A 12,855-nucleotide genomic window follows, 5' to 3' on the forward strand; every position below is an offset into this window, starting at 1 on the left:
GAAAAAAGTGTAGGCACTTCATTGTGTTAACGATAGAGAAAATCTACCGGTTATTCCTTACTTAAAGTTCAGGAATACTGCTCCAAGGCTACCTTCAGACATTATTTTTGAAAGCTTACACCAACCGCTTTCTCTCTTTGAAAAATAAGTGCCTTACTCTTCCTCTTCATTGCATTTAAATCTATATACTAGAAATAATTTTAACAAAAGATTTCAGATTCGTCAATTAGCCACGAAGTATTTTACACGTAGTATCAAATGCATCTAGAGTTTTATCAATTTCTTTCTCAGTATGCATCGTAGAAATGAAGACACCTTCAAACTGAGAAGGCGGTAAGAAAATCCCTTGTCCTAACATCTCTCGATAATAGCTTCGGAAAAATTCTAAATCACTCGTTTTAGCTGTATCAAAATTAGTTACTTTTTGATCCGTGAAGAAAAAGCCAAACATAGAACCAGCTTTGTTAATCGAAAGAGGTACTTGTCGTCTAGCGGAAATTTCTGTCAGACCTTCTTCCATTCTCTTAATTAAAGTGCGAAAAACATCATAATCTTGTGGTGTTAATTGGCGCACTGTTTCAAACCCAGCATTCATTGCTAACGGATTTCCGGATAAAGTTCCAGCTTGATAAATAGAACCAGCCGGAGCAATCTGTTCCATAATTTCTTTTTTACCGCCGTAAGCGCCTACTGGTAAACCACCACCAATTACTTTACCAAGACAGGTAAGATCGGGTGTGACCACATAATATCCTTGAGCAGAATAGTAATCTACTCGAAAACCAGTCATAACTTCATCAAAAATTAGTAAAGAACCATAGTTAGTTGTAAGTTCTCGAAGCCCTTCTAAAAATCCTTCAATCGGAGGAACGACGCCCATATTTCCTGCAACAGGTTCCACTATTACCGCGGCTATTTCTTCCCCGTATTTTTCAAAAGCGAGTTTCGCACCCTCAATATCGTTGTATGGAACTGTGATAGTATCAGCTGCAAGACCTTTTGTAACTCCTGGAGAATCAGGTAATCCAAGAGTTGCTACACCTGAGCCAGCTTTAATTAATAAGGAATCTCCGTGACCGTGATAACTTCCTTCAAATTTCAAGATTTTTTCTCTCTTTGTATAACCGCGAGCTAAACGAATAGCACTCATCGTTGCTTCTGTTCCCGATGAAACCATACGAACAATTTCAATAGAGGGTACACGTTCAATAACTAATTTTGCTAATTCTGTTTCGATTTCAGTAGGTGTTCCAAAACTAGTCCCCTTCATTGCTGCATTTGTAATAGCTTGCACAACAGAAGGATTTGCATGACCTAAAATCAGCGGTCCCCAAGATAATACGTAATCGATATATTCATTTCCATCAATATCGGTAATATAAGCGCCTTTTCCGTGGTCCATAAAAACCGGTGAGGCATCAACGGAATTAAATGCTCGAACGGGACTATTTACACCACCAGGTAAAACTTTTTTCGCTTCTTTAAATGCTTTTTCAGATTTTGAATAGATTTGCAAATTTCTTCCCTCCTATTTATTTAAGTATTTAGAAACGTCTTTTGCAAAATAGGTAATGATAAGTGTTGCGCCTGCGCGTTTCATGCTAGTTAGCATTTCTAAAACAATTTTTTCTTCATCTATCCAACCATTTTGTGCAGCGGCTTTTACCATTGCATATTCACCACTAACATTATAAGCGACTACTGGCAAATTGGTATTGTTCTTCACATCGCGCATAATATCTAAATAAGATAAGGATGGTTTTACAATAAGAAAATCGGCTCCCTCTTGTTCATCAGATATCGCTTCACGAAGAGCCTCTTCACGGTTAGCAGGGTCCATTTGATATGATTTTCTATCGCCAAATTGTGGTGCACTTTCAGCAGCATCGCGGAAAGGCCCATAAAAAGCAGAAGCATATTTAACGGCATAAGACATAATTGGAATATCATAAAAGCCCGCTTCGTCAAGCCCTTCACGTATTACTTGAACAAAACCGTCCATCATATTAGAAGGCGCAATGATGTCCGCTCCTGCTTTCGCTTGACTAACAGCTGTTTGTTTTAATAAATCTAGTGATTCGTCATTTAGAATTTCACCATTTTCAATAACACCACAATGTCCATGGTCAGTGAATTCACATAAACAAGTATCGGCTACAACGAGGATTTCAGGAAAGCATTTTTTAATAAGTCTTGTGGCTTCTTGGATAATTCCGTGATCGTGGTAAGCCTGTGTCCCAACTGCGTCTTTTTCGGCAGGGATTCCAAATAAAATAACTGCTTTAATACCAAGGTTCTCTACGGTGCGCATTTCTTCTTCTAGTTCGTGCAGAGGAAATTGGAAAACGCCTGGCATGGAAACTACTTCTGTTTTTGGTTCTTTACCATCTTTGACAAAAATCGGATAGATTAAATCATCTGTATGTAAAACTGTTTCTCTCACTAAATCACGCATTGTTTTGGTTTTTCTTAGGCGACGGTGTCTATCAAATTGATTTTTCATTTTAATTCCTCCTGTATAATCAAATCAGCTAAGTGCTTCATGGTGAAGGTTTTTGGTTGATATTTCACTTCCCAGCCATCTGCCAAAATTGCTTCTGTCGTGATACTCCCAATTGATGCGATATGCCACTTTTCTTTTTGAACAGGCAATGACTTCGCGATGGAATAGAAGTTTTTCCAAGCTGATGGACTGGCAAAAATAATGATGTGTATGTCATTTGAATTCAATAGTTCAGTTAACTTTATTTTAGAATTCTCTGGGGAAACTGTTTCATAAAGTTCCACTGAATGAACAAGATATCCTTTTTCGGTCAGCGTGTCTTTTATAATGGATCTGCTCAAATTACTTTGTGGTAGTAAGACACTCGTTTTTTCAGGGTTTTCATTTAACCACTCTTCTAAAAAAATTTCTGACTGATAGATAGACGGAACAAAGCTTGGTTTATAGCCAAATTCTGCTAATTTCTCTCTTGTTTTTTCACCTATTACAGCTATTTTGTAATGTGCTTCTCCAGGTTGATTCATGAAAAAATACTCTACAGCATTGGCGCTCGTTAAAAAAAGCCATTCTGCTTCTAGTTGTTCGCGGCTCAAACTAATTTTTTTAGGTCGTGTTTTAATTAACGGAACGGACACCACTGCAAAACCGTTTTGCCCGAAATAGGTTTGCCAAGGTTGATTTTTGCTCGCCTCTCTTGTTAAAACAACTTTTTTATTCATATGTTTCTCAGTTCTTGGATAATAGTATCTGCACCTTTACTTAGCAAATCTTCTGCTACTTTATTTCCAATTTCACTTGGATTTGCGCCGGTTTGTTCGGCTTCAAGAATTATGGAACCATCTGCGTTACCAACTAATCCTTTAAAATGAACGGCTTCATTTGCTTTTGTAGCAAAACCTGCAATCGGGATTTCACAGCCACCGTTTAATTTTTTCAAGAAAACGCGCTCTGCTTCGACACAAATTCCTGTTTCTTCGTGATGAATAGAAGTAAGCATATCACGAATTTGCTGATCACTCTCACGGCACTCAATAGCAAGTGCACCTTGACCAACAGCAGGTAAACATAGTTCGGGGGGGATATCTTCTAGTTTTAATGTCGTATTTTCTAACCAACCCATGCGAGCTAGTCCGGCTTTTGCTAAAATAATTGCATCAAAGTTTTCAGCATGTAATTTTTGAAGCCGGGTATCAATATTGCCTCGTATCGGCTTAATCACAAAATCAGGGCGGTGTTTTAGAAGTTGCGCAGCTCGACGCAAGCTACTCGTACCAATAACCGAACCATGTGGTAGCTCATCTAATGCGTTCACTTGATTGAAAACAAAGCAATCTAGCGGAGATTCACGTTTTGGAATCGCACCAATAACTAACCCTTCTTTCAAACTTGAAGGGACATCTTTCATACTATGTACCGCAAAATCAATCGTTTTGTCACTTAAAGCCTGCTCCACTTCAGAAACAAATAGACCTTTTCCGCCTACTTTGCTAAGTGTGACATCTAAAATCCGGTCTCCTTTTGTAACAATTTCTTTAATTTCAAAATCGAACGCAGGATAATTTTCTTTGAGCTTGTTAATTACCCAGTTAGATTGTGTTAAAGCTAATTTGCTTCGTCTAGAACCAACAATTATTTTCCGTTTCATCCGTTAACTCCTCGTTTCGGCTTGTTCTTTTTCTATTATTGTCACATCTGTTTTAGTTAATCCAAAAATACGTTTAAAATGTTCAATACTTGTAGTTGCATCTTCTTCTACGGACATTTCTTTTAACTCTGAGATAGGCTGTTTCAGCATTTGGTTGATGATACTTTTCATATGTTTTCCGATTTGGATATATTCACGTTCTGTTAAGCCTGGAAGTTTATTTTCTAAACTAGTCATGGTAACTTCTTGCATATCGAGCGCTTTTTCACGCAAAGCACGAATAACAGGAACGACACCCAGCTGTTTCTCCCACTCGAAAAAATTACGAACTTCTGACTCAATCGTATCTTCCAGTTCCAGAACAATTTGTTGACGCTCTATTGAGTTTGCAGTAACAACTCCTGCCAAATCATCGATATCATACAAATGGAAATTGGGAATATATGAACAATCATGTTCAACATTTCGAGGTAAACCGATATCAATCACAAGCATTGAACTCGCTTTTTGCTCCATCAATTCTTGCATCGCAGCTTGCTTAATGATTGGCTCTGCCGCGCTTGTAGAAACGAGAACGATATCTGCAAGCAGCAAATGTTCATTCATGTTTTCGTATGCGCCTACTTTTGCTTGAAATTGGTTCGCTAATAACTCTGCATTCGTTTTCGTGCGGTTGATGATAGTTATATCTGTCATGCCGCTCCCAGCAAGGTTTTGCAAAGCAAGTTCACTCATTTCGCCTGCGCCAATCAGAACAATTTTCTTGTTATCTAATGAACCGTATAATTTTTTTGCAACTTCTACAGCTGCATAACTCACAGAAACAGCATTTTCATTAATTTTTGTATGGTGATGTACTTTTTTTGCGAAAGTAACTACTTCCCGAAAAAGTTTATTTAAAAGCGTACCTGTTGTAGCCGTTTGTTTGGCGATTTCGAATGCATGTTTTACTTGTCCGAGGATTTGTGTTTCTCCAAGCACAAGCGAATCAAGTCCCGCGGTTACTTTATATAAATGATTGACAGCTTCTGATTCCTCATGGAAAAACAAATAAGGCTCGATTTTTTCCATATCCATTTGAAACCAATTAGCCATAAAGCGTTTTAAGTAATATCTACCTGTATGTATTTGGTCAACAACCGCAACAATTTCTGTTCGATTGCACGTTGAAATAATAACATTTTCGAGGATACTTTTTTCCTGCTGTAATGTTACTAAGGCCATTTCTTCTTCGGTTTCTTTAAAAACTAATTTTTCGCGGATGTCGATTGGTGCTGTGTGATGATTCAGCCCCATGGTGAGAATAAACATTCGATAATCCTCCTAAAATTAAATTGAACTCTAATACATTCTACCACTTTTCGATGTGTACACCAAATAGTCCGTTTATGTATTTAGACGGAAAAAAGAGCTGGATTTTTCATTCCAACTCCTTCTATTATTCCATTCCTTCTTTGATAAACTGCCATGCTTCGTCTTTTCCCATTTTTGTTTCAGAGGAAAATAAGACAAATTTGTCATCAGGATCAAAATCAAGTGTTTCTCGCACAATTTTAGCATTTTTTTGCCATTTACTGCGTGGGATTTTGTCTGCTTTCGTTGCTACGACGATGACAGGGATGTCGTAATACTTCAGAAATTCATACATCATTCGGTCATCTTCTGTAGGTTTATGGCGCAAATCTACAATTTGGATAACACCACGAAGTTGCTCGCGAGAAGTGATATAGGTTTCAATCATGACGCCCCATTTTTCGCGTTCTGTTTTCGAAACTTTAGCGAAACCATAACCGGGTACATCGACAAAGAAAAGTGCTTCTTCAATTTTATAAAAATTTAGTGTTTGTGTTTTTCCTGGTTTTTGTGAAATTCTTGCCATACTTTTGCGGCGAATCATCGTATTAATAAAAGATGATTTTCCAACGTTTGATCGACCTGCAAGTGCATATTCTGGAAGGTCTGTTTCGGGATATTGCTCTGGTCGAACAGCGCTTATTATTAGTTCTACATTATTTACATCCATAATTTTCCATCCTGTTCTATTCATTATCTTTTACTAGTATAACGGAAAAAGAGGAAAAAAGCACCATGAAAAAATACTGCCCCCTTTAAGAGACAGTATTTTCGCGATTAATATTTGCTTACTTCAGCAACAACTTGTGCGATAAACGCATCTAAGTCCATTGTTTCAGAGTCTTTAGAGCCGTAACGACGAACGTTAACAGAACCAGCCTCTACTTCTTGGTCGCCTAATACTAAGGCATAAGGAATTTTCTTTGTTTGTGCTTCACGGATTTTATATCCTAATTTTTCATTACGATCATCCACTTCAGCGCGAAGTCCAGCGCGTTGCAATTTATCTTGTACACCTTTTGCATAATCTAAATGTGCATCTGCGTTAACTGGAATAAGTTCCATTTGTACTGGAGCTAACCAAGTTGGGAAAGCACCTTTGTATTCTTCGATTAGATATGCGACAAAACGTTCCATTGTCGATACAACTCCACGGTGAATGACAACTGGACGATGTTTTTCGCCATCTTCGCCAATGTAAGTTAAGTCAAAGCGTTCTGGAAGTAAGAAGTCAAGTTGTACAGTGGAAAGTGTTTCTTCTTTTCCTATTGCAGTTTTCACTTGAACATCTAGTTTTGGACCGTAAAATGCAGCTTCACCTTCTGCTTCAAAGTAATCCATTTCCATTTCGTCCATGGCGGATTTAAGCATGGCTTGCGCTTTTTCCCACATAGCATCATCGTCAAAATATTTTTCAGTATTTTTCGGATCACGGTAGCTTAGGCGGAAGGAGTAATCTTTAATATCAAAGTCTTTATATACTTCTAAAATTAGCTCTACAACACGTTTGAACTCATCTTTGATTTGGTCAGGGCGAACAAATACGTGCGCATCATTTAAAGTCATTCCACGAACACGTTGAAGTCCTGAAAGCGCCCCGCTCATTTCATAACGGTGCATCATACCAAGCTCGGCGATACGGATTGGTAGTTCACGGTAACTATGGATATCATTTTTATAAATCATCATGTGATGCGGGCAGTTCATTGGACGTAAAACTAGTTCTTCGTTGTCCATTTTCATTGTTGGGAACATGTCTTCATGGTAATGATCCCAGTGACCGCTTGTTTTATAAAGCTCAACATTAGCCATAATTGGAGTGTAAACGTGATTGTAACCAAGGCGTTCTTCTTTATCCACAATGTAACGTTCGATAACGCGTCGAATAGTCGCACCTTTTGGCAACCAAAGTGGTAAGCCTTGACCAACTTCAATACTATTTGCAAATAAATCTAGTTCTTTACCTAGTTTACGATGGTCACGTTCTTTCGCTTCTTTTTGCATTTGGATAAATTCTTTTAAGCCATTTTTATCGAAGAAAGCTGTACCGTAAATACGTTGTAGCATTTTGTTGTTACTATCGCCACGCCAGTATGCACCAGCCACGCTAAGTAGCTTGAACACTTGAATTTTACCAGTGGAAGGAACATGGACTCCGCGACAAAGGTCGAAAAATTCACCTTGTGTATAAATTGTCACTGTTTCATCTTCTGGGATTGCTTCGATAAGTTCTAATTTATATTGATCTCCAATTGCTTTGAAACGTTTAATTGCTTCTTCGCGAGAAACAACTTCGCGCTCAATTGGAACATTTTCACGCACAATTTTTTGCATTTCTTTTTCAATTTCAACAAGAGATTCATCGCTAATAACTGCCTCAGTATCAATATCATAATAGAAACCAGATTCAATCGCTGGGCCAACACCAAATTTCACATCTGGATAAAGGCGTTTCAAGGCTTGAGCCATTAAATGAGCTGTACTGTGACGCAAAATGCCAAGCGCATCTTCATGGTCTGGTGTTACGATTTCGATTGCTCCGTCTTCGTGGATTGGTGTTACTAAATCAAGTAACTCCCCGTTTAATTTACCTGCGAGTGCTTTCTTTTTTAGCCCTGGGCTGATAGAGGCAGCAATATCTGCTGTTGAAACGCCTGGCTCAAATTCTTTTACTGCACCGTCTGGAAATGTGATTTTCATACTAATCTCTCCTTTTCTTTTTTTAGTGTGGTTAGGAGGGCAAAATAAAAAACCCATCCCTCCTGTTGTCAAGGGACGAGTTTATGCTCGTGGTTCCACCCAAGATTTAGAAATAGCAAAAAAATAACTACTTCACTCTTGTCGCCTATAACGGAGCGAACCGTCTATTATTACTAGTTAAAAACGTTCCTAATAGAAGTTCCAAGGTGGTCCAAATTTAAGTTCCAATAGAAGGTTCCCAGCTAGCCCTTCCTCTCTAAAATTTTCCGTTAAATCGGTTGTCCTTTTCATCACTTTGTTTTATATTACTTCACATTATAAGCCCGATTAAACATATTTGCAAGCACTTTTTAGAAACGGCGATTTTTACCTTCTAAGTTAACCTCTTTCGACAAATAGCGCACGCGTTCCATGATTCGGCGAGCTTTTAGTTTTTCTTCCGTGCCATTTTGGGCAAACATTAAATGATTTTCTAGTTGATCCATGTTGTAATTTGAGGAGAAGAAAGTGGGTAATTCCTCTTGCATCCGGAATTGTAAAATCGCACCCAATACTTCATCACGCGTCCAAGCGGTCATCGATTCTGCGCCGATATCATCGAGCATTAGCACTTCTGTTTCTTTCGCAAATTGAATTTTTTCACCGACTGTATTGTCAGAAATAGACTGTTTCACTTCGCGCATGAACTCGGGTAAATAAACAAGTGTCGATGAGATTCCTTTCAAAGCAAGCTCTTTTGCAAGGGCTCCAAGTAAGTAGGATTTTCCGGTTCCAAAGCTACCATGAATAAATAAGCCTTTGACACGCTCGCCACTTTTTGGAGGGTAATTATTTAAGAATTGATACGCTTCCACAAGCGCCAATTGACGCGATTCTTCATCGGTATAAAAGTCCGCTAAGTTCGCATCCACTACTTGCTTAGGCATATAAAGAGAACGAATTCTTCGCTCAACTGCGCGGCGTTTATCTTCTTCTATTTTCTCTTTCGTCGGATAATAGGTGACAGTGATGAATTCCCCATTAAGGACAAGTTTTGGCGCATAGCCGGGCATTAAGGTTTCTTCCTGTTCCGTGAATTTTTTGTGTTGTGTCATGAATTCATATAAATTGGACAAGTTTTGATTAACTAATTGCTCGGTAACTTCTTCTTTATGTTCTTTGAAAAAGTCTTGAATTGGTTGATAATGGAGAACTTGTTGTTTTAAACCTTGGTATTCTTTTTCAAAGTCGCGTCCTTCAAAAAGTTGTCCTAATGTTCTTTCGATGTTATCCATCTTCTTCACCTACCTTTTATTTAGTCGTTCTTTAATTTCACGAACTTGTTCTTCGAGTGTTTGTTTTTCTTTATCTGTCATTTTATTTTCCGCTGGAGCAACTTGCTCCTTATCAAACCAATCCGGCAAAATTTCTTTTCGCGTTGATTTTTGATAATTTCGGTTGTAATTATTCGTTTTTGGTGTGGCTGGTTCTTCTTGAAGTCGTTTGTATTTCTCGTGCTCTTGCCACGCTAGATCCATTGCTTCTTTTGCTGTTTTTACATTTTTTCGTTTCCAGTGAGCAGCAATCGTCATCATGTAATTTTTAGAAAGCTTCCGGTCAAGGCGTAGTAACACGTACTCAATCAGCACATTCATCACAGGAACTGGTAAATTTTGCTGGTTCATGACTTCTTCTACAACGCGCAAATCGGTTTCAGCGGGAACTGCCCCGTCTGAAATGTCTACCAAAAGTTGAAAAGGCGTGATGCTCTCTAAATATACTTGCAGCGCTTCTTCATCATTTAACGTTTCTTCGGGTTCTTTATCGACAGGCGTTTCCTGCTTCATTTGCAGTTTTGGCGGCGCACCGTGTTCGATGGTGTAGCCTTCGCGCACTATTTTACGTAAATAAACGATGTCGATTTCACCATTCGCATCAAGCGCACGATACAAATAACTCGGCATATCTTTTTCAGAAACTTGGTAAATTCCGTGCAATTTTAAAATCGTTTGGCGCACTTCTTTTGTTATCTTTTCGCGAGCAATCATTCCAGGTGAAAGCAAGCTCAAAAACAAATTAAAGTCAAAACTCGCGTCATCAAATTCAATTTCTTTTGGCGTCACTTTGTCTAGTAACTTTTGACTAGTTTCAGTTGTAACTGCGCTACTACCACCTTTAAACGGTTCGAAAACATCTTGAAACGAACGAGTGATTTCGCTATATGTAGCTGTGTCAAATGCCTCGTCTGCGAAAAAACGACGCAAACGTTGAAACTGCGCATTGCCAATTTTGCTATATAAATAAATATTTAATAGACCATCTGAAAAAAACTTTTCTGGTGATAACGGTGGCAAGATTTCGTAAATATAAAAGCGTTGATCGTTTTCGGTTTTCACATAACTCTTTAAAAGACCTAAGCCTTCTAATTTCAGCCTTGCCTCGAATAACGCTTTCAAACTAATATCAAGCATATTTAAAAGTTGGACGTGCGAATGCGCTTCTGACCAAAGTCTGTTTTCTTCGACTTCTGTGAACAGTGTTTGATATAAAGCAAGACATTCCGCCCCCATTAGCGGTTGATATAACATCGTAATAATTTTTCTGTCGGCGCCGGTCAAGATTCCACTTGCTTTCACTTGATAGCTGTCTACCGCTTGAAGCTCCATCCAAAATTCCGTCAATTTACTCACCTATCTTTATTTTTTTCCATTAAATCTTTTAACTCTTCTACAAACACACTAATATCTTTAAATTGGCGATACACCGAAGCGAAGCGCACGTAGGCAACTTCATCGAGATTCGCTAATTTATTCATCACTTTTTCACCAATTAAGTCAGACGCTATTTCGCTGTCTCCAATATTTCGCAGTTCACGTTCTACCTCATTGACAATTTCTTCAATTTGTTCTGCGCTAACTGGTCGTTTTTCACATGCTCTTATTAAGCCGCGTCGCACTTTTTCACGAGCAAATTCTTCTCTTGCTCCGTCTTTTTTCACAACTATTAAAGGACTCTCTTCTACCTTTTCAAAAGTAGTAAAACGAAATCCGCATTTTTCACATTCACGCCGTCTTCGGATGGAATTGCCATCATCTGCCGGTCTTGAGTCTACAACACGTGTACCATTATATTGACAAGTAGGACATCTCACAAAAAATCACTCCTATCTCTAGCATTTCTCTATCTGTTTATTTGTATGCCTCATTATACCATGTGAAAGTAAGGGTGGCTATTTGTTCTTTACAAAACGTTCAATAAATGTATAAACTTGTTTTTGCGTCTTTTCAAGTGACTCATTATTATCGATGACAAAATCAGCTTTTCTCGCCTTTTCATCGATTCCCATTTGGCTTTCAATTCTTCTTAATGCATCTTCTTTTGTTAGATTATTTCGCTCCATCAGACGTTTTAACTCTGTTTCAGGGGTGGTCCAAACAACAACGATCTGATCCACCAACGATTCTAAATGACTTTCAAACAAAAGCGGAATATCGAAAAAGACAAGTTCCTCGCCTGCTCTAAAAAAACGTTCTCGCGCTTCTAACATGTAGTCTTTCACACGAGGATGTGTAATTTCATTTAACTTTTCACGTTTTTCTTTATCTTTAAAAATAATTTCTCCTAATTTAGCTCGATCTAACGTGCCATCTGCAAGTAAAATTTCTCCCCCAAAATAAGCAACGATTTCCTTTAGTCCTTCTGTGCCAGGTTCCACTACTTTTCTAGCAGCAACATCTGCATCTACTAATGGAATACCCGCTTGCTGAATCATGTTACTCACTGTTGATTTCCCTGTAGCTACACTTCCTGTTAATCCAATCGTTTTCCCCATGATTTCAGCTCGCTTTCTATTTTTGGCAATTCGGGCAAAAATGTGTCCCGCGTCCATTTAATTTGATTTTTTCAATCGGCGTTCCACAAACAATACACGGTTCGTCTGTTTTGCCGTATACTTTTAATTTATCTTGATATTGTCCAAGCTTACCTTGCGAATTCACATACGTTCTGACAGTAGAGCCACCAAGTGCTACAGCTTCAGTCATAATACTTTTCGTCGCTTCAAAAATACGTTTGATTTCTTTGTCTGAAAGTGAGTTAGCTGCTCTTTCCGGGCGCACTTTTGCTTCAAAACAAATTTCATCCGCATAAATATTTCCAACTCCGGCTACTAACTTTTGATCAAGTAAAGCCGTTTTGATGGCGCGGCTTGTTTTTTTCACACCAGTCGCAAAATCCGTTAGTGTAAAAGCTGGTGTCAGCGGTTCTGGGCCAAGCTTTTTAATCGACCGCGTCTCACCCTCGCCGTATTTATTCGTTACTTCCATCGTGCCAAATTTCCGCACATCTAAAAAGCGCAATTCCGTGTGATCATCAAAATGAAAAATAATATGCGTATGCTTGCTAACTTCTTCCTTTTCATCCATTAACCGAAATTTACCTTCCATTCGTAAATGCGATAAAATCGTACAGTTGGTTAAATCAAAAAGCAAGAATTTCCCGCGGCGACGTACACCTTCTATTTCTTGCCCGACAAGCATATGCACAAACTCATCGGGTGGTGTTGATACAATCATTTTTGGAACACGAACAATTACCTGATCTATTTTTTTACCTGGGACTAATTCTTGTAATGTTGCACGGACATTTTCTACTTCCGGCATTTCTGGCATATATA

Annotated in this window: 12 protein-coding genes and 2 other annotated features (1 of these 14 cut by a window edge); all 12 genes read right to left on the minus strand. The window is 38.5% G+C overall.

The genetic code is table 11. From position 1 onward, the window contains the following. Nucleotides 1-179: a binding site (T-box leader), on the minus strand; it reaches 48 nt to the left of the window's first position. Nucleotides 180-226: 47 nt separating this feature from the next. Next, nucleotides 227-1,516, minus strand: coding sequence for a glutamate-1-semialdehyde 2,1-aminomutase (gene hemL, locus AB2Q86_RS08230; protein ID WP_003736696.1), 1,290 nt, complete (start codon nucleotides 1,514-1,516; stop codon nucleotides 227-229). Nucleotides 1,517-1,528: 12 nt separating this feature from the next. Further along, the gene (gene hemB, locus AB2Q86_RS08235; RefSeq protein ID WP_012581268.1) at nucleotides 1,529-2,503 is read right to left on the minus strand and encodes a porphobilinogen synthase; all 975 of its coding nucleotides are present in this window, start codon (nucleotides 2,501-2,503) and stop codon (nucleotides 1,529-1,531) included. Next, a complete protein-coding gene (locus AB2Q86_RS08240) occupies nucleotides 2,500-3,222 on the minus strand; it encodes a uroporphyrinogen-III synthase (RefSeq protein ID WP_012581267.1) in 723 nt (240 codons plus the stop codon). Before AB2Q86_RS08240 ends, hemB begins: the two co-directional genes overlap by 4 nt. Then, the gene (hemC, locus tag AB2Q86_RS08245; protein WP_003730231.1) at nucleotides 3,219-4,148 is read right to left on the minus strand and encodes a hydroxymethylbilane synthase; all 930 of its coding nucleotides are present in this window, start codon (nucleotides 4,146-4,148) and stop codon (nucleotides 3,219-3,221) included. Before hemC ends, AB2Q86_RS08240 begins: the two co-directional genes overlap by 4 nt. 3 nt (nucleotides 4,149-4,151) lie before the next feature. Continuing rightward, a complete protein-coding gene (gene hemA / locus AB2Q86_RS08250) occupies nucleotides 4,152-5,459 on the minus strand; it encodes a glutamyl-tRNA reductase (protein ID WP_012581266.1) in 1,308 nt (435 codons plus the stop codon). A 127-nt stretch (nucleotides 5,460-5,586) separates the two neighbouring features. Then, nucleotides 5,587-6,171: a ribosome biogenesis GTP-binding protein YihA/YsxC gene (gene yihA, locus AB2Q86_RS08255; protein WP_003723242.1), complete on the minus strand. Its 585-nt coding sequence runs from the start codon at nucleotides 6,169-6,171 to the stop codon at nucleotides 5,587-5,589. A gap of 107 nt (nucleotides 6,172-6,278) precedes the next feature. Further along, a complete protein-coding gene (thrS, locus tag AB2Q86_RS08260; protein ID WP_003725686.1) occupies nucleotides 6,279-8,201 on the minus strand; it encodes a threonine--tRNA ligase in 1,923 nt (640 codons plus the stop codon). Between the two features lie 68 nt (nucleotides 8,202-8,269). After that, nucleotides 8,270-8,501, minus strand: a binding site (T-box leader). A gap of 50 nt (nucleotides 8,502-8,551) precedes the next feature. Further along, nucleotides 8,552-9,475: a primosomal protein DnaI gene (gene dnaI, locus AB2Q86_RS08265; protein WP_003723244.1), complete on the minus strand. Its 924-nt coding sequence runs from the start codon at nucleotides 9,473-9,475 to the stop codon at nucleotides 8,552-8,554. Nucleotides 9,476-9,484: 9 nt separating this feature from the next. After that, nucleotides 9,485-10,861, minus strand: coding sequence for a replication initiation and membrane attachment family protein (locus tag AB2Q86_RS08270; RefSeq protein WP_012581265.1), 1,377 nt, complete (start codon nucleotides 10,859-10,861; stop codon nucleotides 9,485-9,487). Nucleotides 10,862-10,866: 5 nt separating this feature from the next. Beyond that, nucleotides 10,867-11,331: a transcriptional regulator NrdR gene (gene nrdR / locus AB2Q86_RS08275; protein ID WP_003723246.1), complete on the minus strand. Its 465-nt coding sequence runs from the start codon at nucleotides 11,329-11,331 to the stop codon at nucleotides 10,867-10,869. Between the two features lie 78 nt (nucleotides 11,332-11,409). Continuing rightward, on the minus strand, nucleotides 11,410-12,012 hold the full coding sequence (gene coaE, locus AB2Q86_RS08280; protein ID WP_012581264.1) for a dephospho-CoA kinase: 603 nt from the start codon (nucleotides 12,010-12,012) through the stop codon (nucleotides 11,410-11,412). Between the two features lie 16 nt (nucleotides 12,013-12,028). Next, nucleotides 12,029-12,850 carry a DNA-formamidopyrimidine glycosylase gene (gene mutM / locus AB2Q86_RS08285; protein ID WP_012581263.1) on the minus strand — a complete coding sequence of 274 codons (822 nt, stop codon included), beginning with the start codon at nucleotides 12,848-12,850 and terminating at the stop codon, nucleotides 12,029-12,031. Nucleotides 12,851-12,855: the final 5 nt, after the last annotated feature.

This window comes from Listeria monocytogenes, from assembly GCF_041765605.1.
Taxonomy (GTDB): domain Bacteria; phylum Bacillota; class Bacilli; order Lactobacillales; family Listeriaceae; genus Listeria; species Listeria monocytogenes_D.